Annotated in this window: 25 protein-coding genes; 10 read left to right on the forward strand and 15 right to left on the reverse strand. The window is 64.7% G+C overall.

Annotated elements, in window-relative coordinates:
- Nucleotides 1-46 precede the first annotated feature (46 nt).
- From PSV38_RS10340 to PSV38_RS10355, 4 genes are read left to right on the forward strand one after another with little or no spacing between them, the layout of a single operon-like run.
- Nucleotides 47-937, forward strand: a complete 891-nt coding sequence (locus tag PSV38_RS10340) for a DUF6662 family protein (protein ID WP_300547144.1) — start codon at nucleotides 47-49, stop codon at nucleotides 935-937.
- Nucleotides 938-952: 15 nt separating this feature from the next.
- Nucleotides 953-1,495 (forward strand): FMN-binding protein, encoded by a 543-nt coding sequence (locus PSV38_RS10345; protein WP_300547146.1) that lies wholly within the window; start codon nucleotides 953-955, stop codon nucleotides 1,493-1,495.
- Between the two features lie 4 nt (nucleotides 1,496-1,499).
- Nucleotides 1,500-2,327, forward strand: a complete 828-nt coding sequence (locus tag PSV38_RS10350) for an FAD:protein FMN transferase (protein ID WP_300547148.1) — start codon at nucleotides 1,500-1,502, stop codon at nucleotides 2,325-2,327.
- Nucleotides 2,324-2,842: a hypothetical protein gene (locus tag PSV38_RS10355; protein ID WP_300547150.1), complete on the forward strand. Its 519-nt coding sequence runs from the start codon at nucleotides 2,324-2,326 to the stop codon at nucleotides 2,840-2,842. The genes PSV38_RS10350 and PSV38_RS10355 overlap by 4 nt, the downstream gene beginning before the upstream one ends.
- Here PSV38_RS10355 and PSV38_RS10360 read toward each other — a convergent pair.
- Genes PSV38_RS10360 through PSV38_RS10385 form a run of 6 tightly spaced genes read right to left on the reverse strand, consistent with a single transcriptional unit; the run spans nucleotide 2,788 to nucleotide 6,458 of the window.
- Nucleotides 2,788-3,036 (reverse strand): hypothetical protein, encoded by a 249-nt coding sequence (locus PSV38_RS10360; RefSeq protein WP_300547152.1) that lies wholly within the window; start codon nucleotides 3,034-3,036, stop codon nucleotides 2,788-2,790. The two genes, PSV38_RS10355 and PSV38_RS10360, sit on opposite strands and share 55 nt — an antisense overlap.
- Before the next feature lie 4 nt (nucleotides 3,037-3,040).
- Nucleotides 3,041-3,226 carry a DUF1289 domain-containing protein gene (locus PSV38_RS10365; protein WP_300547154.1) on the reverse strand — a complete coding sequence of 62 codons (186 nt, stop codon included), beginning with the start codon at nucleotides 3,224-3,226 and terminating at the stop codon, nucleotides 3,041-3,043.
- Nucleotides 3,223-4,428 (reverse strand): CoA transferase, encoded by a 1,206-nt coding sequence (locus tag PSV38_RS10370; RefSeq protein WP_300547156.1) that lies wholly within the window; start codon nucleotides 4,426-4,428, stop codon nucleotides 3,223-3,225. The genes PSV38_RS10365 and PSV38_RS10370 overlap by 4 nt, the downstream gene beginning before the upstream one ends.
- A gap of 25 nt (nucleotides 4,429-4,453) precedes the next feature.
- A complete protein-coding gene (locus PSV38_RS10375) occupies nucleotides 4,454-4,885 on the reverse strand; it encodes a biopolymer transporter ExbD (RefSeq protein ID WP_300547158.1) in 432 nt (143 codons plus the stop codon).
- Between the two features lie 10 nt (nucleotides 4,886-4,895).
- Complete coding sequence (locus PSV38_RS10380) at nucleotides 4,896-5,681, reverse strand: MotA/TolQ/ExbB proton channel family protein (protein ID WP_300547160.1); 786 nt, start codon at nucleotides 5,679-5,681, stop codon at nucleotides 4,896-4,898.
- A 6-nt stretch (nucleotides 5,682-5,687) separates the two neighbouring features.
- On the reverse strand, nucleotides 5,688-6,458 hold the full coding sequence (locus PSV38_RS10385; RefSeq protein WP_300547162.1) for an energy transducer TonB: 771 nt from the start codon (nucleotides 6,456-6,458) through the stop codon (nucleotides 5,688-5,690).
- A gap of 159 nt (nucleotides 6,459-6,617) precedes the next feature.
- Here PSV38_RS10385 and tssA point away from each other — a divergent pair, with 159 nt between their 5' ends.
- Nucleotides 6,618-7,706: a type VI secretion system protein TssA gene (tssA, locus tag PSV38_RS10390; protein WP_300547164.1), complete on the forward strand. Its 1,089-nt coding sequence runs from the start codon at nucleotides 6,618-6,620 to the stop codon at nucleotides 7,704-7,706.
- A 39-nt stretch (nucleotides 7,707-7,745) separates the two neighbouring features.
- Here the strand turns inward: tssA and PSV38_RS10395 are convergent, their stop codons facing one another.
- The 6 genes from PSV38_RS10395 to PSV38_RS10420 all read right to left on the reverse strand — a co-directional run bounded on the left by PSV38_RS10395 (nucleotide 7,746) and on the right by PSV38_RS10420 (nucleotide 15,971).
- Nucleotides 7,746-8,537: an OmpA family protein gene (locus tag PSV38_RS10395; protein ID WP_300547165.1), complete on the reverse strand. Its 792-nt coding sequence runs from the start codon at nucleotides 8,535-8,537 to the stop codon at nucleotides 7,746-7,748.
- A gap of 5 nt (nucleotides 8,538-8,542) precedes the next feature.
- Nucleotides 8,543-9,529: a type VI secretion system-associated protein TagF gene (gene tagF, locus PSV38_RS10400; protein ID WP_300547167.1), complete on the reverse strand. Its 987-nt coding sequence runs from the start codon at nucleotides 9,527-9,529 to the stop codon at nucleotides 8,543-8,545.
- Nucleotides 9,526-13,335, reverse strand: coding sequence for a type VI secretion system membrane subunit TssM (gene tssM, locus PSV38_RS10405; RefSeq protein WP_300547169.1), 3,810 nt, complete (start codon nucleotides 13,333-13,335; stop codon nucleotides 9,526-9,528). Before tssM ends, tagF begins: the two co-directional genes overlap by 4 nt.
- Nucleotides 13,336-13,353: 18 nt before the next feature.
- The gene (locus PSV38_RS10410; protein WP_300547170.1) at nucleotides 13,354-14,835 is read right to left on the reverse strand and encodes a hypothetical protein; all 1,482 of its coding nucleotides are present in this window, start codon (nucleotides 14,833-14,835) and stop codon (nucleotides 13,354-13,356) included.
- A gap of 1 nt (nucleotide 14,836) precedes the next feature.
- A complete protein-coding gene (locus PSV38_RS10415; RefSeq protein ID WP_300547172.1) occupies nucleotides 14,837-15,103 on the reverse strand; it encodes a PAAR domain-containing protein in 267 nt (88 codons plus the stop codon).
- A 109-nt stretch (nucleotides 15,104-15,212) separates the two neighbouring features.
- A complete protein-coding gene (locus tag PSV38_RS10420) occupies nucleotides 15,213-15,971 on the reverse strand; it encodes a M15 family metallopeptidase (protein ID WP_300547173.1) in 759 nt (252 codons plus the stop codon).
- Nucleotides 15,972-16,082: 111 nt separating this feature from the next.
- Here PSV38_RS10420 and PSV38_RS10425 point away from each other — a divergent pair, with 111 nt between their 5' ends.
- The 5 genes from PSV38_RS10425 to PSV38_RS10445 all read left to right on the forward strand — a co-directional run bounded on the left by PSV38_RS10425 (nucleotide 16,083) and on the right by PSV38_RS10445 (nucleotide 19,885).
- Entirely contained in the window at nucleotides 16,083-16,793 is a 711-nt protein-coding gene (locus PSV38_RS10425; protein WP_300547175.1) for a hypothetical protein, read from the forward strand.
- A gap of 120 nt (nucleotides 16,794-16,913) precedes the next feature.
- Nucleotides 16,914-17,639, forward strand: coding sequence for a GTP cyclohydrolase I (gene folE / locus PSV38_RS10430; protein WP_300547474.1), 726 nt, complete (start codon nucleotides 16,914-16,916; stop codon nucleotides 17,637-17,639).
- 9 nt (nucleotides 17,640-17,648) lie between these two features.
- Nucleotides 17,649-18,077 carry a BLUF domain-containing protein gene (locus PSV38_RS10435; protein WP_300547177.1) on the forward strand — a complete coding sequence of 143 codons (429 nt, stop codon included), beginning with the start codon at nucleotides 17,649-17,651 and terminating at the stop codon, nucleotides 18,075-18,077.
- On the forward strand, nucleotides 18,078-19,031 hold the full coding sequence (locus tag PSV38_RS10440) for a DUF429 domain-containing protein (RefSeq protein ID WP_300547179.1): 954 nt from the start codon (nucleotides 18,078-18,080) through the stop codon (nucleotides 19,029-19,031).
- Nucleotides 19,028-19,885 (forward strand): D-hexose-6-phosphate mutarotase, encoded by an 858-nt coding sequence (locus tag PSV38_RS10445; RefSeq protein WP_300547181.1) that lies wholly within the window; start codon nucleotides 19,028-19,030, stop codon nucleotides 19,883-19,885. The genes PSV38_RS10440 and PSV38_RS10445 overlap by 4 nt, the downstream gene beginning before the upstream one ends.
- Here the strand turns inward: PSV38_RS10445 and PSV38_RS10450 are convergent.
- From PSV38_RS10450 to PSV38_RS10460, 3 genes are read right to left on the reverse strand one after another with little or no spacing between them, the layout of a single operon-like run.
- Complete coding sequence (locus tag PSV38_RS10450) at nucleotides 19,874-20,548, reverse strand: SCO family protein (RefSeq protein ID WP_300547183.1); 675 nt, start codon at nucleotides 20,546-20,548, stop codon at nucleotides 19,874-19,876. The genes PSV38_RS10445 and PSV38_RS10450 overlap by 12 nt on opposite strands.
- Before the next feature lie 7 nt (nucleotides 20,549-20,555).
- A complete protein-coding gene (gene cyoE / locus PSV38_RS10455) occupies nucleotides 20,556-21,470 on the reverse strand; it encodes a heme o synthase (RefSeq protein WP_300547185.1) in 915 nt (304 codons plus the stop codon).
- 27 nt (nucleotides 21,471-21,497) lie between these two features.
- Nucleotides 21,498-22,628, reverse strand: coding sequence for a COX15/CtaA family protein (locus PSV38_RS10460; RefSeq protein WP_300547187.1), 1,131 nt, complete (start codon nucleotides 22,626-22,628; stop codon nucleotides 21,498-21,500).
- Nucleotides 22,629-22,644 lie beyond the last annotated feature (16 nt).

Consider the following 22,644-nt stretch of genomic DNA (forward strand, 5'->3'; position numbering starts at 1 on the left):
TTAAAATCGCATCTTCATTCAAGCCTTTGCTCACGCACTTTCCGTCATGAAACTGAATAAATTGGCAATCGCCTTGGCGGTCATCACGATCGGCAGCACTGCCCACGCAGACGAAAACTTGTTTGGCTACATCCGCGGAGCTGAAGTGCTGCCCAAGGGAGCTGGAGAGTTCTATCAATGGTTCACCCAGCGTTCGGACAAAGGCACGGGCACCTACCGCGCCATTGACAGCAAGACTGAGCTGGAATATGGCGTGACCGACCGTTTCCAGGTTTCGGCGGAGATCAACGCCATGTCCCTGAAGACCTCCGGTCTCGTCATCAATGGCTACCTGCCATCCGACAAGGAATTTGGCCTGCGCCTTCAAAGCGTTGGACTGGCCACGAAGTACAACTTCCTGAGCCCGGCGAAAGACGACTTCGGCCTCTCAGGCTACGCTTCGTTCGAGTACGGTGTGCTGGACCCCCATTCGGGTCAGAAGAAAACAGAATACGAGCTGGAAACCCAATTGCAGGCGCAGAAGTATTTCATGGAAGGCCAGCTTGTGTGGGTGGGCAACGTGGGTGTTCGCGCTGCCTACGAAAAGCGCAAAGCCATTGCCAATCTTCCGCAGGACTTCGAGTGGCCCACCGATCCTGAGATGGAAATCTCCACCAAAATCGGCACCGGCCTGTCTTACCGATTCGTGCCCAGCTGGTACATCGGGGGCGAAATAGTGCACGAAACCGAATTCGAAACCGAAGTTGGCCAGGAACGTTGGTCGATGTTCGCAGGCCCGACCCTGCACTACGGCGGTGACAAGTGGTGGGCCTCGCTCACCTACTTCAAACAATTGCGCGGCGGCGGCGAGAAATACGACGGGCAGGCTGATGACGGCCTGCACCTGATCGAGAAGACCAAGCAAGAGATCCGGCTCAAGGTCGGGTACAACTTCTGATCGAAAGTCCGAACCATGAATGCGCGCGATTGGAGTGTCTTCCTGCTGCCCGTGGCGGCCATTGCCTGGCCCGCGCACGCCGCGGACTACTTGACGGTGGCACAGGCCCAGACGCTGTTGTTCCCGGCCGCCAAGGCCTTCGAACCACAAGCGCTCAAGTTCACCGACGAACAGCGTGATCGGATCAAGGCCACTTCGGGCATGCGACAGCGTTGGGATGAGCAGAAAGTTTGGCGTGCCGAACGCGATGGGCAGTTGCAAGGCTGGTTCATGGTGGACGAAGTCATCGGCAAGCACGAGTTCATCACCTATGCCACCGCCATCTCCAAGGATGGCCATGTGCTGGGGGTCGAAATCCTCAGCTACCGCGAAACCCACGGTGGCCAGATCCGCGAGCCCAGCTGGCGCAAAAACCTGGTGGGCAAAACCTTGGCAGATCCATTCAAACTGGACGAGGACGTGCCCAACATCAGCGGGGCCACCTTGTCTTGCCGCAACGTCATGGACGGTGTCAAGCGCATGCTGGCTTTGCACAAACTGTTCCTGGCCAAAGCATGAGCCCATGGACGAGGTGAAACGCATGCGCCCGCTGCTGGGCACCTTTGTCGAGGTCTGCGCACGGAGCAGTGACGCTCATGCCGCCATCGACGGCGCATTCGCCAGCCTCGATAGGGCCCAGTCCTTGTGGAGCTTTCAGGACCCGCGCAGCGAACTGTCGTGCCTGAATGGCGCCCCCGGACGCCAGGTGCCGCTGGCATCGGACACCGTGCGCTTGCTCAAGCTCGCGAAGGCCTTGATGCAAAGCAGTGGGGCCACCTTCGACTGCACGGTCGGCGGCCTGCTGGTGCACCAAGGCATCTTGCCCAATCACGACGCGCTCGCGGACCTGCTGCCCAGAGGCGACGCTCGGGACATTGAACTGGGCGCCAACTGGGGTCGCTTGCTGCGACCCGTGAGATTGACCTTGGATGGATTGGCCAAAGGTTACGCCGTGGACCTGGCGGTGCGCGCCCTGCGACGCCATGGTGCGGTGGCGGGCTGGGTCAACGCAGGCGGGGACCTGCGGGTGTTTGGCGACATGAGCTTGCCCGTGGGGCGGCGTGAACTCGACGGCCGCTTCATCTCGCTCGGAACGCTGCGCGACGCGGCCCTGGCCAGCTCACAGGCAAAGACATCGCTGGAGGCCGATGCCGATTTTCCAGCCTGCATCGTCGCCCGACCCGGCGAAGCGGCACACCCCGGTCTGTGGACCGTGCTGGCACGCAGTGCCTGGCGAGCAGATGCCTTGACCAAGGTGGCGGCCACGGCACCATGGGGGCAGCGTGAAGCGCTGGTCCGGCGCCTGGGCGGCCAACTGGTCGCTCAGGCGCCGGACCAGCTTGCCGCATGAAGGGCTATCCCAAATGGTTTCTGCGGGCATTGGCCGGGGTCATGCTGCTGGCGTTCGTCACCGGCGGACTTCTGGCACCGACCACCCTGGTCTTGCGGGCCAACGCCGAAATCGCGCGCTTGCCGGGTTCAGCCAGGGTTCTCATGGCGGCGCTGCACGCGGTGGGCGGCTTTGCCCTGGCCCTGCTCATGGGCGCCTTGTGGAGTGTGCACATGCGCGCAGGTTGGCGCCGCCGTCGACAGCGGGCCAGCGGCCTGCTGCTCAGCATGATGATCTTGTTGTTGATGATCACCGCCGTGGCGATTTACTACCTCGGCGATGAAGCATGGGCCGCAACCGCCGCCTTCGTGCACCTGGCGACAGGGCTGGCCTTGGCCGGGCCGTTTGGCTGGCACTGGGTGAAAGGCCGACGCGCGCGCCGTGAAGCCCATGCGCAACGCTCGTTGAACCGCAAGGCCACTCACTTGCCAACCTCCAGCCACAGGCCCACGCACAAAGCCAACCCAACGCCATAGAGCAGCCAGGTCGATGACACGGCGTAGGGGTAGAACATCAGCGCCACGCCCAGCCATTTGGTGTGCGGGTGCTGCGCCTTCTTGCCTCGCCAGTAAGCCCACATGCCCACGATCCCGAAAAGGATGAGGCCCACGATGTAGGGCGGGGTCGGCAGGGTCAAGCCCATTGATTGCAAGGTGGCGAGAGAATCCATCGGCCTATGGTGCCGCGTTTTGGCCTGCCAGACGTGCCAGCACGGCGAGCTTTTCATGGGGGTTCATGCTGCCCCAACGTGCGATCTCATCGAGCGTGCGGCCACAGCCGACACACACTGCCCCCGCCATGCGGCACACCTTGGTGCAGGGGCTCGGTGGTGGCTCGGGAAGCGGCGGCAAAGGGTTCACAGCGAGCGCGGCCCCAGCAAGCGTTCCGTGTCCTCACCCAAGGTCGGCGCCCTGCGCGTGATCCGGCCCGGTGTGGCCGACAGCTTGGGGATCACACCCGGTACCTGCACGGTCAGCCCGTCGTGGGTGGTCACGGGCACGATCATTTCGCGCGCCAGGTAGTGCGGGTCTTCGGCAATGTCGCGCGCCGAATAGATGCGCCCCACCGGCACGCTGACGGCATTGAGCACGTCCACGACCTCGCTCACCGAGCGCAGGGCGGTCCAGGCGCCAATGGCTTCGTCGATCTCACCCACACGCTTGACCCGGCCCGGGTTGGTCGCCAGCTCGGGATCCACCGACAGGTCCGTGCGACCAATGGCGATCATCAAACGCTTGAAGATCGAATCACCGTTGCCCCCAATCACCACCATGCCATCGGCACAAGGGTAGGCATTGCTGGGTGCGATGCCAGGCAAGGCCGAGCCTGCGGGCTGCCGCACGGCCCCAAAGGCGCTGTACTCGGGCAAGAGGCTTTCCATGCAATTGAACACGGCCTCGTACAGGGCCACATCGACCACCTGGCCACGGCCCTTGGGTGCGGCCTCGCTGATGCTGACATGCCGAGCCTGCAAGGCCAGCAGCACACCGATCACGCCATGCAAGGCGGCCAAGGTATCGCCCAGGCTGACCCCGGCGCGCACCGGCACACGCCCCGGTTCGGCATTGAGGTAACGCATGCCCCCCATGGCCTCGGCCACCACGGCAAAACCGGGGCGCTCGCGGTAGGGCCCCGTCTGCCCATAGCCACTGATGCGCAGCATGATCAAACCAGGGTTGCTGCGGCTGAGCTCGTCAAAACTCAAGCCCCACTTTTCCATGGTGCCGGGTTTGAAATTTTCGATGACGACATCGGCCTCGTCGATGAGGTGGCGCACGGCCTCCCGGCCTTCATCCGTGCGCAGGTCCAGCACCACGCTTTGCTTGTTCCGGCTTTGCACCTGCCACCACACGCTGGTGCCCTGGTGCAGCAGGCGCCATTGGCGCAAAGGGTCACCACCAGGTCCGCCCTCGCTGGCCGGTGGCTCGACCTTGATGACGTCGGCCCCGAAATCGGCCAGCGTTTTGCCAGCAAAAGGGCCAGCGATCAACTGGCCCAGTTCAATCACCTTGATGCCGGCCAAAGCCTGCGGCGGGATGGGGGAGGAAGTCTGCGCATTCATGGGCGACGATCCTACCCCCAGCGCCTCACTTCTTGGCGACGGCAGGCTCGGGGTCGGTCACAAAACCGATCTTGCTCAAACCGGCCTTGGAGGCATCGGCCAAAGTTTCGGCCACGGCTTTGTAGGCCACGGCCTGGTCGGCACGCAGGTGAATTTCCGGCTGCGTGGCCTTCTGCCCTTCGAGCACAAAACGCTGGGCGGCTTCCTCGCGGGTCAGCGCCTTGTCGTTCCAGTACCGCACACCATCGGCATCGATCGAGAAGTTGATCTTGTCGGCTTTGGCCGACACGACCTGCGAAGTGGCCTTGGGCAACTCCAACTTCACGGAATGGCTGAGCAAAGGCGCCGTCACGATGAAGATGACCAGCAGCACCAGCATCACGTCGATGAGCGGCACCATGTTGATCTCGGCCATCGGCGCGCCGCTGCTCTTGCTGTCAAAACTGGCGAAAGCCATGGTGTGCTCCTCAGTTGCCTGTGTTCGTGGTGACTTTCAAGGGATGCACATTGGCATTGGTCTTGAGGGTCTGGCCGGTCGACAGGAAGGTGAACAGCTCGAACGCGAAGGCGTCCAGACGGGCACCCCACACACGGTTGCTGCGGGTCAACCAGTTGTAGCCCATGACAGCCGGGATCGCCACGGCCAGGCCCACGCCGGTCATGACCAGGGCCTCGCCCACAGGGCCAGCGACCTTGTCCAGCGTGCCCGCACCCGTGGCGCCAATGGCCAGCAGCGCGTGGTACACGCCCCAGACGGTGCCGAACAGGCCCACGAAGGGGGCCGTGGCACCGATGGTGGCCAACACGGCCAAGCCACTTTCCAGGCGCATGGTTTCTTCGTCCAGCACCTTCTTGATGGTGCGGGTCAGGAAATCCTGGGCCGAGCCGGCTTCCTCCAGCTTGGCCGCACCATAGCGCGCATGGTGGGCCTGGGCGTGCATGGCATGCGAGGTGAGGTGGGCAAAGGGCTCGCTCACACCGTGCGCGGTGATCTCGTGTTGGACCGATTCCAGCGAAGTAGCATTCCAGAAAAAGTTCAGGAAGGTCTTGCTGCGACGTTGACGCAGGATCAGGCCCACGCCCTTGGTGATGATCAAGGCCCAGGACAGCAGGGACATGACCACCAGGATCACGAACAAGCCTTGCCCGACGACATCGGTGTTCTTGATGAAGTGCCCGAAGCCCATTTCTGCGGCGGGGTTGCTGGCCTCAACCACGGCAGTGGTCGTGGCGGGTGTGGTGGTTTCGTTCATGGTCGGTCAACGCTCTTCGAGATTGAAAGTAATGCTGTGGGGTACCCAGACACTGCGTGGCACACCCGCTTCAAGATAAGGCTGAAAACGAGCCGCGTTTTCCGCCGCCACGGCCGCGCGATCCAGCCTTGGATAACCCGACGATTTGGTCACCTTGACCTCTTTGGCCCGGCCGTTTTCGTCCACCAGGATCAGCATGGTCACGGTTCCAGACTCGCCCAGCTCCAGTGAGGCGGCTGAGTAAACCGGTTGAGGCTTGATCAGGAAACGCACCGCGGACGATGGCAAAGTCTTGGGCGGAGGCGGCACCGCCGGTTCGGTGGATGGCGCGGTGCTGGCAGACGACGTCGCGGCGACCGTGGGCGTGTTCTGCACCGTTGCCGGTGTGGTCACGGCGGGCGCGAGGCGCGGCTCGGGCGCAGCCACCGGCACTTGCATGTCTTGTGGCTCGGGCGCTCGGTTGGCGGCCAACACGGGCGGGGGCGTTTTTTGCGGCGCCACTGCCGCCACAGGCTTGGGCGCGGCAACCGGCTTGGGCGGCTCAACCGTTGGTGGTGCAGGCAGCGCCAGTTGCATGGCGTCGTCGGTGATCAAACTTACCATCAACGGGGCAGGATCTGGCGGAATCGCAGGCAAAGGGGAAGACTGCCACACACCGATGGCCACGATGCCGTGCAGCAAAACCGCCACCGCCGCCAGCGACCAACGCTGCTTTGGGGACAAATCTGCACGTGGCGCGTCGCCGCCACCTGCCAAAGAAAACTCAGTCAACACCATGCGGCCACTTTAACATTTATTGCAATTGAGAATCACTCACATTTAGTGAATCAGTCGGACATCCACCCATTGCGGGGGGTGCCCTGCACAGAGCGAACGGCCCTGCCTTCATGGGAAAATCCTCCGCTGACGAATCCGCACGAATACACCAGGGACCCCATGAACAACGAAGCCTTGCTGGCCCCCATCGCCGGCAGCCTGCCCTGCGGCACCGACCTGTCCTTTTCCACCGAGTTCGACCAGATCGCCGACATGCGGCGCGAAGATGACCCCACCCTGGACCAAGGTGAATGGGTCACGGCCCTGAAAGTGGCCGACTGGCCTGGCGTGGTGCGGCAGTGCGGCCAACTGTTGAGCCAACAGACCAAGGATTTGCGCTTGGCCCAGTGGCTGACCGAAGCTTTGGCCCTGACCCAGGGTTACGCGGGCCTCCTGCAGGGCCTGCAGTTGTGCACGGCCCTGTGCGAAAACCACTGGGACGACCTGCACCCCCAGGCCGACGAGGGTGACATGGACCAGCGCGTGGGCAACATGACCTGGCTGCTGCAACGCCTGGTGAGCCTGGCCATCACGCGCCCTTTGACGCGGGGCCGACAAGGCGCGGTGTATTCGCTGCAAGACATGGCAGCAGCCCACCTCTGGCAAACCCAACTGGAGCGCTCGCCACAAGACGCGCGCGCGCAGGCCAACGACCGCGTCACGCTGGAGCAGTTCATGCGCGCCCTGCGCGACACCCCGAAAGACGAGTTGCGCGCCACCTTGCAGACCGTGCAAGCGTGCGAGCAGCAACTGCTGGCTTGGCAAACGGTGGTGGACGCCAAGCTGGGGTCGCAAGGGCCCTCCTTCGTGTCGGCCAAGGAAGCCCTGTCAGGGGCCGTGCACGACCTTGAGCGCCTGGCTCGCGAAGTGGGCGCCTTGACTGCCGCCACCAATGCCCAGGCGGGCGTCGAAGCACACGCCTTGCCTGAGGGCGAAGAGGAAGTGGCCCACGCCCCGTCCATTCAGGGTTTGGCCAAAGGGCCGCTGCGCAGCCGCGCGCAGGCCCTGCAGCAACTGCGCGATGTGGCCGCCTTTTTCCGCCGCACCGAGCCGCACAGCCCGGTGGCCTACTTGGCCGAAAAGGCCGTGAAGTGGGGAGACATGCCCCTGCACGAATGGCTGCGCAAGGTCGTTAAGGACCAGGGCTCGATGTCCCACTTGCACGAACTGCTGGGCGTGGAACCCGAAGAGGGCGAAGCCGGTCTCTGACCTGGGCCAACGGCTCATCAGGCCATCCATAGGCCAGGTTCAGGGCTCGACCCGGAACTCGATGCGCCTGTTGCGGGCCCGGCCCTCGTCGGTGTCATTGCTGGCCACGGGCCGATCGGGCCCCAGCCCCGTGGTGCCAATCAAATCGGCCAACAGCCCCTTGCTCACCAGGTAGGTCTTGACAGACTGCGCCCGCGCCAATGACAGCGCCACGTTCGCCACGCGACCGCCTTGTGCATCGGTGTGGCCAATGACCTCGACCTTCTTGCCCTTGAGCCTGGACAGCGCCAGCGCCATCTCGTCAAGGATGCTGGTGCCCGCTGGCCGCAGCACCGCGCTGCCCGCCTCGAATTCAACGATACGGTTGCCCAGGGTCTGGTCCACCAGGCTCTGCTCTTGCGCGGCCACGCGCAAACCATTGCGAACCGTGTAAGTCGGATTCAGCGAGGCCGCCATGTCGCTCGCCATTTGCTGACGCACGGCCTCGTTGGACACCTCGCCTTTCAAATCAATGATGTTGCCCTGCACGCTCAACTGTCCTCGGCTGATTTGCTTCAGGGAGGGCGACAAAACCTTCTGCAAGTTCTGAGACCACTGCGGCGGCGCCACCACCGCGCCCAGGGTCAAATGGTCGACCACACGGTCAGCGCCGTACAGCTCGCGCAGCCGCGAGACCACCTGCACGCGGGTGGCCTCGTCGGGCACAGTGCCCGCAACCACCACCTGATTGGGGCCCAGCACTTGGGCGCCAGCGGTGGCCACGGCGGTTTGCGCACCACTTGCCGCGCACCACAGGGCCAGGGACACGGCCAGGACTTTGGCGTGGTTCATGCTCGTCATACTCCCAGAAAAATTTCTTCGAACGTGCGCAAGGCCTGGGCCAATGACAAGGCTGGGTCACACAGGTAGTTCGACAATTTGCGCAGGCCGTAGTCGTCTTCCAAGCAATCTTCTACCCAATCGGCCTGGGTCACCTCCACGGTGTCGCGCAACAGGGCCTCCGGGTCGATGACCGAGCACAGTGAGGCGGCCGAGGCGCCCTGAAAACACAAGATCAGTTCGGGATGGGTGCCATGCGTGGTCACGAACAGCGCCAGTTCCGCGTCCACGCGCTTGAAAAAACCCAGGATCAGCGACAGCCAGAAACAGGCGACGGGCCAACGCAGACCAGCGTCTGACGGCAAAGGCAGGCGCAGGCCCTTGTGCAACTTGCCAGCGCCTTGCGCCATCACCGGTTGCAGCAAGGTGCCCAGGGCCAGCAGAGTCTGGCGCACCGACACCCGCGCGCCTGAGGCCGCCAGCATCTGCTCCAGGCTGGCCACCGTGTGCGTTTCCAGAAAATCGACCAACTCCAGGCGCGGGCCGCTGGTCTTGAGTGCGCCCTCAATCGGCGTGGTCAGGCTGGCCTGCGCATGCGCCAGGTCGGTGGCGGCATGGGCCACCCGCGCAACCTGCTCCAGCCGGGCCCATAACCGAGCCAACACCAAAGGGCCATGCTGGATGAAGTCAATCTGATCGGTCACATCGAACACGCCAGCCGTGATGAAGGGAAAGCGCCGCCCGGATGCATCCTGGCTGGCCAGCCAATGGCCTGCCAGACCCACTTGGCTGTGCAAACCCAGGATGGCGAACTGCACGGCGGGGGCTTGGTCGTAGACCAGCTTCCAGCGCGGGTCGGTGGACAGGCGCTCCATCGCTTGGGCCTGCCACTGGTCCAGGCTCTGGATGACCGAGGCGTGGTGCGCGCTGCGGACAAAATCACCCCGTGACGGCAGCTTGCCGAAGTACAACACCTCGGTGGCATGGGTGGTGACGCTGCTCATGGCTTGGCCTCCGGCGTGATCGAGGCCACGGTGGCATCGGCGCCCCCCGCCACCATGGCGGGCAAGGCACCGGGACGCCCGCTGCCTGCGGATGGGCCACCCGAAGCGGTGGCCGCAGTTGCAGTCGGCGCAGACGCATTCGAGATGATGCGCAACTGCAAGGCCACCGCCAGGGCGCCCTGCGGCCAGCGCAACTCGAACGCGCCGCTCTCGGTGCGCTTGCGCTGGGCCGTGTTGATCATCTTCTCCAGGCCATAACGACCGGGCTCGTTGAAGAACTCCACCGTGCGCCCGTCGTAGGTCACGCCCGATATCTTGACCCCGGGGGTGCCCGGCCCGGGCCACACAAAGTGCGACCAGGTCGCGGCGGCGTTGCGGTAACGCATTTGCTGGCCATCGATGTCCACGGTGTACTCGGTCAGGCCCGGCACCGCTTGGGGCAGCAGCTCGAACACCGTCTGGGCTTCGACCGCCGCCGCAGCAACGCCACCCGCGCCCTGACCACCCAAGGGCGCCACCCAGGCCGCCAGGCCGCCGGAGAAGTCAGGCAGCAAACGCACCCCCATGTCGGCCCAAGTGCGGGGGCTGACGGTGTCGCCCCGCCGCACCACAAGGGTGGCCAACGACTGCTCGACAAACTTGGCCACGGCGCCTTCTGATCCAAAAACCTTGGCCACCTCGACCGGGCTGGCTTCCACTTTGGAGGCCCGGTCAAACGGGTACTTGGCCGACAAGGTTTGTTGATAAGGCTCGAAGACCTGAGCCATCCACACGCGGTTCAGTTCGGACTCGGTGGGCCGCACGATCACGGCAAAGGCCTGCATCAAAGGCCGCACCAGCAAAGGCCGCAAGGTGGCTTTGGCCGAATCGCTCATGCCATTGAGCATCTGCTCGTCGACCAGCTTCAAGGCATCGGCCAGCTCCGAGGTTCCCTCCAAGGTCTGCACCATCAGCTGGCGCGAGGCCGGTCCCGGATCGCCCTGGTTCTTCATCTGGTTGAAGCGGGTTCGGATTTTGGACAGCGCATCGAGGTAGGTGCGCACCAGCGTGGCGCCACCATCGCGCGTCATCATCAAGCGGTTCAGGCCGACGAACTCCTTGCCGATCGGGCCCAACGGGATGTCGGACGTGGGCATGGCCACGTTCACATTGACCGGAACCGATGACGGCGTCACGCGCAAGATGGATTGCTTGAACCAGGTCATGAAGCCACGCTGACCTTGGGCCAGCTTGTCGTTCAGCAAGGAGGGGTTGTCCCAGGCGGTCTGGTCGTACATGGTGCGCATCAGCAGGCCCACCGGTGACGCGGCCGGATCGCCCAGGCGGTTCATGTGCACCACGGCTTTCTCAAAGCTGCCGAACTCCTGCACGGTGATGCCTTGCATGAACCTCTGCCATTCGCGCACGTACTCGGTCTTGTACAAATGGGTCAGCGCCTTCTGGATTTGCTCTGGGCTGCCCTCCAGGGTCAGGTCGTCGTTGGACGCCGTCTTGAGCACCCAATCGGTGGCCTGCAGTTCGTTGTTGGCGGCGTTCTTGAACGCCTCCTTGACGTACTGGTCCCAGGCTTCCTTGGTGAAGGTGCCGGAGATGGCGTAGCTGCCCGCGACAATCGGCCGATCGGGCTCGCTGATGAGGCGGGCCACGGTCATCGGCGCGAAGCGCGTGGCCGCGCGGGCCTTGATCTCGGCATAGACACGCTCGCGCGCCGGCATGCCCTTGATGACGCGGCGCAGGTTTTCGCGCGTTTGGTCCAGCAGGCCCAGGTTCAGGTCCTGCTGAGGAAACGCGGGATCGGCCATTTGTGCCAGCGCGAACGACATGATGTGCTCACCGCTTTGAATCAGGCGATCGCGGGGCATGGTGCCGCGGTTGGCCTCCAGCCAGCTGCGCCAGAAACGGGTCAACTGGTCGCTCATGTGGCCGGGCTCCAGGCGCGCTCGGTCGCCCAGCATCAGGTAGGCCTTCAGGGCGTTGTAGGCCTCGGTGACGTTGGTGCTGGAAGCGCTGGCATAGGCCGATTCGCCAGCCGCGGTCGGAGTGGCCGCGCTCGGGGCAAGCGCCACACCGGAGGCCAACTCAGGCGCAGGCGTGCCCTCGCCAGCCCGCTGAAGGGGCCGCAGTTCTGCCGCATGGGCATTGACGTCTGACAAGTAGGCCGCGATGGATTGCTCCACCGGTTTGAGCATCACGGCCTGCAGGCCAGCGAAGTACTCTTGCTGCAGACGGGCTTCAATGGCCTGCCCCTGGTAGAGCCCCAAACCCAATGACCAGGGCCGAGTGCTGCGGTACTGCTGCATCTGGGCCAGCCGGTCCTGCAGGATCTCAAGCGCTTCAAGGCGCGACTGCAGGTCAACGCGGTTTTCTTGAACACGCTGCGCCTTGGCCAGGTCGGCCTGCACATTGCTCACCAGTTGGCGGTTGCCCAGGTAAGACCAAGTCCACGTGCCCAGCAAGGCGCCCAGCAACACCACCCCCGCGAAGAAGCTGGCGTAACGCAGGTTCAGCTTTTGGCGGCTGGTGTATTGCTGCACCAGTTGGCGGTCGGCAAAGATCACCTTTGAAAACAGCTCTTTGAGGAAGAAGCCGCTTTGCGAATAAACCTTGGAGGCCGTGCCCGGTTGCAGTTGCAAGGCGAACTGCTCGGCCACACGCTCGCTGGCACGCCCGGTGGACTGGCCTTCCTGCACCGCGCTGGTGAAGTAAAAGCCGCGGAAGATGGGTCGGAACTGGTAGGGGTTCTCTTCAAACAAGGTGGTGATGAAGGTGCGCAGGGACGACTTCAGCGCGGCGAACTCAAGCGGAAACGTCAGCACGCCCGGTGGCAGTTGTTCGCCACGGTGCAACGACATGCGCGCCACCGACGCCTCTTTCAGGCCTTCATACAGGTCATCGAAATGGTGATCGAACGCTGCCACGGCATCGGCCTTGCCGGTGGTGTCGTAAGGCAGCGTGGCGCCCCACACCTTGTCGCGCTCGGTGCGGTCGCGGTCTTCAAAGAAATCCACAAAACCGGAGATCAGGTCGGCCTTGGTGAAGACGACGTAAACGGGCGCGAACACCTCCAGCTTCTCGGTCAGCTCTTGCACCCGTTGGCGCAGCTTGCGCGCCAGCTCAATGGCGAACTCGGGCTTGTTGGCGCCCAGTTCGGCCACGCTGGCCGCGATGATCACGCCATTGATGGGCGCCTTGGGGCGGTGCTTTTTCAGCAGCGAGAGGAAGCCCAGCCATTCGCTGCGGTCTTCCTCGTGCACGGCGTAGCGGCCCGCCGTGTCCAGCAGGATACCTTCGGTGGTGAAGAACCAGTCACAGTGGCGCGTGCCACCGATGCCCTGGATGACGTTTTCGGTGTTGTCGGCGAAGGGAAACTTCAGGCCCGACTTGACCACCGCCGAGCTCTTGCCCGCCGCCGGGTTGCCGATCACTGCGTACCAGGGCAGCTCGTACAAGGCGGCCGATCCCGAGGTTTCGCCCAGCTTGGACGACTTGATCAGCTTGACCGCATCGACCATGCGTTCGCGCACGGCCTGCACTTCATCGCGCTTGTCCTTACCCGCCGACTTGACGGCCTTGTCGGCCTCGGCCTGCAGGGCTTGCTCCAGTTGCGACGAGGCCTTGGCAGCTTTCGCCCGGCGCACGGCCCACACGGTGAACCAGGCCACGGCGATCAGGCCCAGCACCACCGCCGCCCAGATCAAGCCCAGTTGCAGCGTGTCGGCCCCCAGGAACAGCAAGGCCGCCAAAGCGGCCACGCCCAGCACGGTCAGGACCTTGGGGTTGAGAAAAAACTGCCAGATTCTCTGCATGGTTCCAGTCCAGGTCGATCAGGTCTTGGCTGGGGCCGGTGACGGCGCCCAAGTCCAGGGAGTTAAAGCGAGTGCCACGCGCTCGTGCGTGGCCTGCACCAGCACGGCCAGCGTCACGCCAGCGGCATCGTCTTGTTGGGCCAGGCTGGTGGCCAGCACGACGGGCACGAGGGCGCCAGCCAGGCCCAGGTCACCGCAGGCTTCGCCCACACGGGTCACCGACAGCATCGGGTCGAGTTGAGGCGCCAGGCCTTGCAAAGCTTCGAAGACCTCGGCGGTGCGGCTGGCGCGGTGGTCGCCATCGGCCACCACTTGAAGCAGGTCGCCGGGCAAGGCGGTGCACACGGTCAAGGCCTGGGCCATGGCGTTTTGCAACACGGCGGCGCCCACGCGGCCCGCGGCATCGGCCGACTTGTCGCGGCGCAGGCGCACGGGGCGGTACAGGCGTGCGGGTGGCGGCGTTTGCGCGTCCAGGCCGGGCCAATGGGGCGTGGCCAAGAGCAAACCCGCCGCCGCCTCACCAGGGATGCGGCCAGTTTGATGAACGCCCGTGAAAAGTTCGCCCACCGCCTGACGCCGCTCGACTTCGTGCTCGTCGATGGCGCTGTCGGCCACGAGCACGAGGCACCATTGCGCCCGGCCTTCGCGCGACCACTGCAGGGTCTGCTGGTCCAGGAGGGCCCACAGGCCATCGGCCTGGTCGAGCGCATGCACGTGCAGCGCCGGAGAAGGCAAGTCGGCGCAGCGCATGCGCAACCAGGCGGACGCGTGCTCACGCTCGGCTTCTGTCCACGAAGAAGGCAAGGCCAGGCGCACGGTCAAGCGGGGCAGCGTCGGGCATCGGCGCACGCCCGTGGTGGCCGCTATCGACATGCCGCTGAGGTGCGCTGGATGATCAACCGTCATCGAGGGCCGCGCCAAGGCCTCGTCAACCGGCCAGTCCTCCGCGAGCATCAATACCCGCTCCAGCAATTGATCGGCGGGCGCCTGCAACAAGGTCAAGGCCCGCACCACGCGGTCGCCCACGTCTGATGGCCAGGCTTGGCGCAAGGCCACCACGTCCAGCTCAGGCATGCGCGCGGTGAACACCGGGGCGCCGTCCAGGTCCTGCAGCTCGGGGTCGAGACCCGGACGAACGTCGCCTGATCGGATTTGCGACAGCACCTGCTCGGGGGTGTCACCCGCCGACAAGCGCACCACGGCTTGCACCACGGCCACGCTGAGTCGGCGGTCGTCCGTGGCCACGGCAGCTGGTTGGTCGGCCGAAACAGGGCGCGCCTTGAGCGCCACCGGCTTGGCCGCATCAACCCTCAAACGGGCCACGCCCCACACCGCGAGCAGCAGCACGGCGGTCAACACCACCGGCAAGACAAACAACTGGCCCACGATGTCGGCGCCCGACACATCGCGGCCAGCCGTCTGCCATTGCCACAGGGTGACCAGCCAGATCAGCGCCCCAATCCCCAGGCACAACAAGCCTGCCTTCAACAGCTTGCTCATCTCAGATGCCGGTCGATACCGCCTGGGCCGCAATCAAGGTGGCCCCACAGGCGCACTTGTCGCCATGGCGGGCGGCGGGTTGACCGTCAATGATCATGGTGGCATCGCCCGACACGATCACCGTGGTGCCATGACCCCGGTGAGGACAAGTGACCTGGTCACCCACCCGTGCGATGCGCTTGCCATGGGTGTCGGTCGTGCCGGAGGCACCCACCACCGTGCCGCCATGGTCGGTGCTGTCACCCAGAACAATGAAAGGACGCCCCATGTCGTCTGACTCCCCGTGTGTTGTCGTCGTGGCCCGCACTTGCAGCAGGCAGGGGCGCAGTCTAATGGCGGATGCACCCGGCCCTTCCCCCCCGTTGGGGCGGTGCGTGTTACTTTCTGTTTCTGCGCCACTCGACGTGGCCGAAGTCCATCAGGCGCCAGCGCCCACCCCAGGTCAGGCCCAATTCTTCGGCAACTTCACCATAAAGCTGGTAGCCACGCATGGCCCACGGGTCCTTCTCGGAGATCACCAATTTTCCCTCGCGCAAGAAAGCGCAATCGGCCGCCAGACCATGTTGGTGGTAGCTCTGCCAGGCGCCGGCGTTGGTCACGTGCGCACCTTGCGCGGCCAGCAGGTTCTGTCGCTCGGGGCTTCGGTAGCCTTCCAGCAAGGCCATGTCGTAACCGTGCCGCTCTTTCATGACCTTGAAGACCATGAGCACGCGCTGCACGAAGGCCTCGTCCATCCGTTCCCAACGGCGGTTGGCGGTGGACAGCATGGGCCGCACCACTTCCACCTCCGCTGTGGTGAAGGCCTCGGGCGGCAAAGCCGGTGGCGGCACCAGCTGCTCGCCTTGCAACAGGTGGGCGACGTGGCGGTTGCCGTCGTCCAGGGCCGCGTCGTCAAAGGCTTCCAAGTGGCGGCCGCCTTGCAAGCCGCCGCCCCACCACCAGACCCCCGCCGCGGGTAGCACCAGCAAAACGCTGCCCAGCACAAGCCACGGCACCACACGCGCGCGGCCCCGATGGCGCCTCTTGAATGACGCGCCGACCCAGGCCACCACCGCGCGCCGCTCCGAAGGGAACACCAGGCTCGCCAGGACCAGACAGCCCAGCACGAAGTACCCCAAAACCCACCCTGCCAGCATATTGTTGTAACGATTGATTGCAAAAAGAGGTGAGGGCCGCGCCGACGCGTCGAACGCTTCGTAGAATCCGCGCCTTGGCGACACCACAAAAATCAACACAGGGAGTTGGCGTTGAGCTACCCATCGGGCGAACATCAAGCCCCCAAACCCGGACGCGTCCAGAAGCCCAGCCTTGACCGTCCCAGCCTGTTCGCCGGCATGGACGGCGAACCCGCGACCGAGGACCACCAACGGGTGCGGATTCTATCCACGCTGGAGTCAACCCGCCACGCCTCTCGGCCCAGCCGCACCAAAGGCGGCAAGCGCACCAGCAAGTCGCACCGCCGCAGCTGGTTGCACGGCGCGCTCTGGGGCGCGATGGGCGTGGGCGTGCTGGCACTGATGGTGGGCTTCGTCATGGTCATCCAGGACAGCAAACCGGCAATTGCGCAAGCGCTGCCTGCCACCACGGCGGTGGCCCACGCACGCGCGGCGGCCAGGCAGGACACGCCAGTGCCCATTGCCGAGATCACGGCGCCCTCGGCCGCGGGCCCTGCGGTGATTGAAACCACCCCCTCCAACTCCCCATTGGCGGCCTTGAGCACGGCCACCCCGGTGCCCGAAGCATCATCGGCACCCGCCCTCACCGCCCCGGTGCCGGAACGCTCGACCAAGCGTCACCCAGCCAGCGCGGCCATGGCCACCCCCACCGTGCCGTCGGCCAAGCCTGGAAAGGGCGGGACGTCTGCCAAGGGACAGGACGAGGACGTGGCCTTGCTCGAAGCCATGTTCGCGCACACTGGCCGCAAGCCACCGGCCAAACCCGTTCAACCCAAAAACTGAGGCATCCCCCCGCAAAGCCGGGGCCGCCTCGCATGGAACGCGCACAAGGCCGTGGAGCTTGATAGCATCGGCCATCTGCAGACTGCTTGTTTTGCCAGGCTTTGAAAGCGCGCCATGACCATGCCCAACCTCCGCGCCATCGACGCGGCCCCTGACAACGACGAAGGCACGCCCGTGTCCGTCAAGATCCGGGAACGCTTGAAAGAGGCCCAACGGCGCTTTCACGCCAACGACAACATCGCCGAATTCATCGAACCCGGCGAGCTGGAAAAATTACTGGACGAGGTGCAGAGCAAGATGGCCGGGGTGCTGTCCAGCCTCGTGATCGACACCGAGAGTGACCACAACACGCAGGACACCGCCCGCCGCGTGGCCAAGATGTACCTGCACGAGATCTTCAAGGGCCGTTACCACCAGGCCCCGGCCGTGACGGAATTCCCCAATGCGGAACGCCTGAACGAACTGATGATCGTCGGCCCGATCACCGTGCGCAGCGCCTGCTCGCACCACCTGTGTCCGATCATGGGCAAAGTCTGGATCGGTGTGATGCCCAACGAGCACTCCAACCTGATCGGCCTGTCCAAGTACGCCCGCCTGATCGACTGGATCATGAGTCGCCCGCAGATCCAGGAAGAAGCCGTCACGCAAGTGGCCGACCTGCTGCAATCGCGCATGCAACCCGATGGCCTGGCCGTGGTGATGGAGGCCGACCACTTCTGCATGCAGTGGCGCGGCGTCAAGGACATGGACTCGAAGATGATCAACAGCGTGATGCGCGGCTCCTTCCTGAAGGATCCCAACCTGCGGCGCGAATTCCTCGCCCTGGTCAACCAACGAAAAGGCTGAGGTCACACCATGCTTGTTAGACTGCTTTACGCCAGCCGGGCCGCCAAGCCCCTGTCTGCTGACACCATCGAGACCATTTTGTCTGCCTCACGCAGGAACAACCTCGCGCTGGGCGTGACGGGCCTGCTGTGCCACAGCGGCGACATCTTCATGCAATTGCTGGAAGGGGGCCGCGACGCGGTCAACCAGCTGTACACCAAGATCGCCAATGACCCGCGCCACGGCAACGTGATCCTGCTCGACTACGAAGAGATCGACGAGCGCCGCTTTGCCAGCTGGACCATGGGGCAGGTCAACCTGGGCAAGGTCAACCCATCGATCCTGCTGAAGTACTCCGAACGTCCGGTCCTGGATCCTTACGCCGTGCCGGGCAAGGTCTCGCTGGCGCTGCTCGAGGAGTTGATCGTCACCGCCTCCATCGGCTGCAAACCCAGCTGAATGGCCGACCTGAACGGCGACGTGCCCGGCACCTTGCTGGGCCTTGATTTCTCGTGCGCGCCTTCATCCCGCAAGCCACTGACCCTGGCCTGGGGTCGACGCTCGGGCGCGGTGGTCAAGCTGGACAAGCTGGACGAGGTGACCACGCTGGCTGGGCTGGAGCAGGTGTTGGCCAACGCGCATGGCGTGCTCGCCGCCTGCGACTTTCCTTTCGGGCTGCCCCGCCCTTTTGTGCAGGCCCTGTGCGCCCACCCACCCCATGACTTTCCGGCCGAGCACCTGGCCGCTTTGCGCCAGAGCGTCGAGGCGCCGACGGGCCCTTCCAACGGCGCCGCCGAGGCCCTGATCCGGGCGCTGCACGCCCATTGCCAAGATCGTGCCGGATTCCAGGCCCTGGTCGATGGCTGGGGCCAGACCTGGGACTTGCAGCGCGGCGCGGGCCCCAAATTACTCCACCGCCCCACCGACACCGCCGTGAAAGGCATCAGCAGCACCAGCCCCTTGCAGACGCGCTACGTGCCTGTGGGCAAGATGTATTTCGAAGGCCTGATGCGGCTGATCCACGCCGACTTCACCCTGCCCGGTCTGCGCCAGGGGCGACCCGATGCCCTGGCTTTCGAGGCCTACCCCGGCTTCCTGTCGGGCGAAGTGCTGGGTCGGCGCAGTTACAAGAGCGATGCCACCGCACCGCCCGAGCAGCAACAGGCGCGCCTCATCGCCCGCATGGACCTGGTCGATGCGCTGGAGCAAGGCCGAACCCGCCTGAACTTGCGCTTGAAGCTCACCCCCGGCCAGCGCGATTTCCTGGTGTCCGACGCCAAAGGCGACCGACTCGACGCCGCCCTGTGCCTGGTGCAGGCCGCCTGGGCACAGCGCGAGGGCGAAAGCGCCACCCACTCATGGGGCCTGCCCAAGACCATCGACCCCATCGAAGGATGGATACTCACAGCATGACTGAATCGACCACTTTCCACGACCACCACGGCCAACCGGCCCTCCTGATCCGCTCGCCCGATGGCGCGCAAGCCACCGTGCTGCTGCATGGCGCCCATGTGGTGTCCTGGGTGCCCGCTGGCGGCACCGAACAGCTCTACCTGTCGCCCACCGCCGACTACAGCGCTGACAAGGCCGTCAGAGGCGGTATCCCGGTGATCTTTCCGCAGTTCGAAAAAAAGGGCCCCGACCGCAGCCTGCCCCGCCATGGTTTGGTGCGCACCCGCGCCTGGCGCCTGGAAAGCCAGCGCGAAACCACCGCGCATGCCCAGGCCACCTTGCAACTGTCGGACACCGAAGAGACCCGCGACCTGTGGCCCCATGGTTTCGAACTGGAACTCACCGTGTCAGTGAGTGGCGCTGAACTGGAGCTGGAGCTCTATGTGCGCAACAGCGGCAGCACCGTCTGGCCTTTTTCGGCCGCGCTGCACACCTACCTGGGCGTGGCCGACCTGAGCCAAGTGCGCCTGCAAGGCCTGGACGGCAGCCGCTACATCGACAACCTCACGGGCGGTGAAGCCGTGAGCGATCAGGTCGACAAGCGCTTCGTGGGCGAAGTCGATCGCATCTATGAAAAGTCGACCAAGCTCTTGCTGCTGGAAGGCGGCCGCCGCGTGGGCATCGTCTCTGACAACCTGCCCGACGCGGTGGTGTGGAACCCCGGCCCCGAAAAATGCGCCACCCTGAGCGACATGCCCGCAGGCGACTGGCAGTACATGTTGTGCGTGGAAGCCGCCCGCATCCTGCAGCCCAAAACGCTGTCGCCGGGCGAAGAATGGACCGGCCGCCAGGCCTTGACGCTCTTAGCCGCCTGAGGAAGAAGACGCCAGCAACTGCTGGATGTCCGAGGTCAGGGCGTCCACGCCCAGGCCGTAGCGCGCGAATAATCTGACCTGCCCACTCGGGTCGAACACGAAGCCGCCCGCAGTGTGGTCCATGGTGTAAGCACCGTCCTTGGTGGGCACCTTTTGGTAGAACACCTTGAATTCGCGGGATACCGCGTTGACCTCGTCCAGAGAACCACGCAGGCCGATGAAGCTGGGGTCCATGCCCGTGAGGTAGGCCTTGAGCACCTCAGCCGTGTCGCGCTCAGGGTCAATGGTGATGAAAACACCTTGCACCCGATCCCCGTCCTTGCCCAGCCTGCGCTTGACCTCGGCCAGTTCGGCCATCGTCGTGGGGCAGACCTCGGGGCATTGCGTGAAGCCGAAGAACACGAACACCACCTTGCCTTTGAAGTCGCTGAGGGTGCGTTTCTTCCCATCGAAATCGACCAGCGAGAACTGTTTGGCATAGTCCGCGCCCGTGATGTCCACCGACTTGAACGCGGTCGATTGGGCAGGCACTGCAGCCTCCTTGGCGCTGCCGGTGGCGCCAGTGCTTTCCGACGAGCTCCGATCACAGCCCGCCAGGAAGACCGACGAGGCCAAGGTCAAGCCGCAGGCCAGGGTTGCAAAAGACTGGATGTGGGAGCGCATGGGGTTCTCAGATCGGCACGTAGTGGTCCACCAGCAAGGCCGCGAACAGCAGCATCAGGTAGATGATGGAAAACTTGAAAGTCTGGCGGGCCAGCTCGTCGCTGTAGTGGCGCCAGAGGCGGAAGGCATAGGCCACGAACCACAGGCCCAGCACCAAGGCCGACACCAGGTAGATCCAACCGCTCATCTGATAGATGAAGGGCAACAAGGTGCCCGCCAGCAGCACGAAGGTGTAGAGCAGCACGTGCAGGCGCGTGAACTCATTGCCATGCGTGACCGGCAGCATGGGCAGGCCCGCGCGGGCGTAGTCCTCGACCCGGTACAGGGCCAGCGCCCAGAAATGCGGCGGTGTCCACAAGAAAATAATCAAGCAAAGCATCCAGGCTTCCGGATCGACCGACCCGCGCATGGCCGCCCAACCCAGCACTGGCGGCATGGCACCCGAGGCGCCCCCGATGACGATGTTCTGCGGCGTCAAGGGCTTGAGCACCACGGTGTAGATGATGGCGTAACCCACGAAGGTGGCCAGGGTCAGCCACATCGTCAAGGCGTTGACCCACAAGGCCAGGATGGCCATGCCCAGCACGCACAAGCCCGCACTGAACGCCAGCGTCTGCGTCTTGGTGAGTTCGCCACGCGCCGTGGGGCGCCAGGACGTGCGCTTCATGCGTGAATCGATCTCTTGCTCGATCAGGCAGTTGAAGGCCGCCGCCGCGCCCGCCACCAACCAGATGCCAATGCACGCCGCCAGGGCCGTCAGGGCTTCAGCTTGCGTGGGCAAGCCCGGCACGGCCAGCAACATGCCGATCACCGCGCAAAACACGATCAATTGCACGACGCGCGGCTTGGTCAGCACGTAAAACTGCTTGAAACGCGAGGGCAAGCTCATCGCGGGTGGGCTGGAGGCGAGGGAGTCAGTCATGGGAGGTTTGCAGGGTCAGGCCCAATTTTAAGAGGTGCGCGGAGAAATCGGGGCCCCGCGCGGTTGTACCAGCAAACGCACCAACCACCACACGAGCAGGGCCGCTCCGAGGGTGTGGCCCAAGGCGGCCACCAGCGGCCAGCCCAGCACCACGTTGCTCAGGCCAGTGATCAATTGCCAGACCGCGAGGGCCCACAGGCCGATCGCTTCGCGCCGCCACCAGCGTGCGCGCCACAAACCCCAGGCCAACGCCACCATGGCGCTCAGCACCACCAGGGCCGCCAAGCGGTGGACCATGTGGATGGCGGTCAAGCCCGCCAGGCTGATCTGCGCCCCCAGGCCATCACCGCCCAGCGGTCGCAGCAGGCGAAAACCGGTTTCAAAATCCATGGCAGGCCACCATTGCCCCTGGCACAGCGGCACCTCGCTGCAAGCCAGCACCGCCGAATTGGTGCTGACCCAGCCGCCCAAGGCCATCTGAACCACCGCCAGGGCCAGCACCAACAGGGCGCCCTGCCTGAGCGACGAACCGCGCCATGCCTGGGCCGAGGCAGGGTCCACGGGGTCCAAGGCGCGGGCTTGTGCGGTCAACAAAGCCACGCCCAGCAATCCTCCCAGCAGGTGCCCGGTGACCACCAGGGGATACAGCTTGAGGGTGACCGTGAAGGCGCCAAACGCCCCTTGCGCGCACACCCACACAAACGTCAGCGTGGGCCACCAAGGCGACAGACTGCCCGCTTTGTGGCGCCCCCACCAGGCCGCGATCATCAAACCCGTGATCAAGGCACCGACGCCGGAGGCCAGGTAGCGGTGGATCATCTCGATCCAGGCTTTGCCATGCGTGACGGGCCCGCTGGGCAGGATGGCCTGCGCCTGTTCGATCAGCGAGCGGGCCCCCACCGGGCTGTTGTGGCCGTAGCAACCCGGCCAATCCGGACAGCCCAGGCCGGAATCCGTCAGCCGTGTGAAGGCGCCAAACACCACCAGGTCCAGGGTCAGGAACAAGGTGGCCAGGGTCAAGGCACGTTGCCATGCCGGCCAGCCTTGCAGCCCCTCACGGCGCCCCTTTACCAGCACCCACAGCAAGGGCAGTGCCGCCAGCAAAGCGCCCACCAGAGCGATCTCCAGCGCCGGGTTCCAGTCGATCCAACCACCCATGTTGTGCACCAGCCCG

The sequence above is a fragment of the Aquabacterium sp. genome, from assembly GCF_029946005.1.
Taxonomy (GTDB): domain Bacteria; phylum Pseudomonadota; class Gammaproteobacteria; order Burkholderiales; family Burkholderiaceae_C; genus Aquabacterium.

Excerpts from the sequence above, each read along its gene's own strand:
- tagF (WP_300547167.1), bottom strand. The coding sequence starts at position 9,529 with ATGAGCAGCGTCACCACCCATGCCACCGAGGTGTTGTACTTCGGCAAG.
- PSV38_RS10460 (WP_300547187.1), bottom strand. The coding sequence starts at position 22,628 with ATGGGTGGTTGGATCGACTGGAACCCGGCGCTGGAGATCGCTCTGGTG.
- PSV38_RS10440 (WP_300547179.1), top strand. The coding sequence starts at position 18,078 with ATGGCCGACCTGAACGGCGACGTGCCCGGCACCTTGCTGGGCCTTGAT.
- tssM (WP_300547169.1), bottom strand. The coding sequence starts at position 13,335 with ATGCAGAGAATCTGGCAGTTTTTTCTCAACCCCAAGGTCCTGACCGTG.
- folE (WP_300547474.1), top strand. The coding sequence starts at position 16,914 with ATGCCCAACCTCCGCGCCATCGACGCGGCCCCTGACAACGACGAAGGC.
- PSV38_RS10435 (WP_300547177.1), top strand. The coding sequence starts at position 17,649 with ATGCTTGTTAGACTGCTTTACGCCAGCCGGGCCGCCAAGCCCCTGTCT.
- PSV38_RS10375 (WP_300547158.1), bottom strand. The coding sequence starts at position 4,885 with ATGGCTTTCGCCAGTTTTGACAGCAAGAGCAGCGGCGCGCCGATGGCC.
- PSV38_RS10420 (WP_300547173.1), bottom strand. The coding sequence starts at position 15,971 with ATGCTGGCAGGGTGGGTTTTGGGGTACTTCGTGCTGGGCTGTCTGGTC.
- PSV38_RS10350 (WP_300547148.1), top strand. The coding sequence starts at position 1,500 with ATGGACGAGGTGAAACGCATGCGCCCGCTGCTGGGCACCTTTGTCGAG.
- PSV38_RS10380 (WP_300547160.1), bottom strand. The coding sequence starts at position 5,681 with ATGAACGAAACCACCACACCCGCCACGACCACTGCCGTGGTTGAGGCC.
- cyoE (WP_300547185.1), bottom strand. The coding sequence starts at position 21,470 with ATGACTGACTCCCTCGCCTCCAGCCCACCCGCGATGAGCTTGCCCTCG.
- PSV38_RS10345 (WP_300547146.1), top strand. The coding sequence starts at position 953 with ATGAATGCGCGCGATTGGAGTGTCTTCCTGCTGCCCGTGGCGGCCATT.
- PSV38_RS10410 (WP_300547170.1), bottom strand. The coding sequence starts at position 14,835 with ATGAGCAAGCTGTTGAAGGCAGGCTTGTTGTGCCTGGGGATTGGGGCG.
- PSV38_RS10395 (WP_300547165.1), bottom strand. The coding sequence starts at position 8,537 with ATGAACCACGCCAAAGTCCTGGCCGTGTCCCTGGCCCTGTGGTGCGCG.
- PSV38_RS10385 (WP_300547162.1), bottom strand. The coding sequence starts at position 6,458 with ATGGTGTTGACTGAGTTTTCTTTGGCAGGTGGCGGCGACGCGCCACGT.
- PSV38_RS10450 (WP_300547183.1), bottom strand. The coding sequence starts at position 20,548 with ATGCGCTCCCACATCCAGTCTTTTGCAACCCTGGCCTGCGGCTTGACC.
- PSV38_RS10415 (WP_300547172.1), bottom strand. The coding sequence starts at position 15,103 with ATGGGGCGTCCTTTCATTGTTCTGGGTGACAGCACCGACCATGGCGGC.
- PSV38_RS10355 (WP_300547150.1), top strand. The coding sequence starts at position 2,324 with ATGAAGGGCTATCCCAAATGGTTTCTGCGGGCATTGGCCGGGGTCATG.
- PSV38_RS10445 (WP_300547181.1), top strand. The coding sequence starts at position 19,028 with ATGACTGAATCGACCACTTTCCACGACCACCACGGCCAACCGGCCCTC.
- tssA (WP_300547164.1), top strand. The coding sequence starts at position 6,618 with ATGAACAACGAAGCCTTGCTGGCCCCCATCGCCGGCAGCCTGCCCTGC.
- PSV38_RS10340 (WP_300547144.1), top strand. The coding sequence starts at position 47 with ATGAAACTGAATAAATTGGCAATCGCCTTGGCGGTCATCACGATCGGC.
- PSV38_RS10370 (WP_300547156.1), bottom strand. The coding sequence starts at position 4,428 with ATGAATGCGCAGACTTCCTCCCCCATCCCGCCGCAGGCTTTGGCCGGC.
- PSV38_RS10360 (WP_300547152.1), bottom strand. The coding sequence starts at position 3,036 with ATGGATTCTCTCGCCACCTTGCAATCAATGGGCTTGACCCTGCCGACC.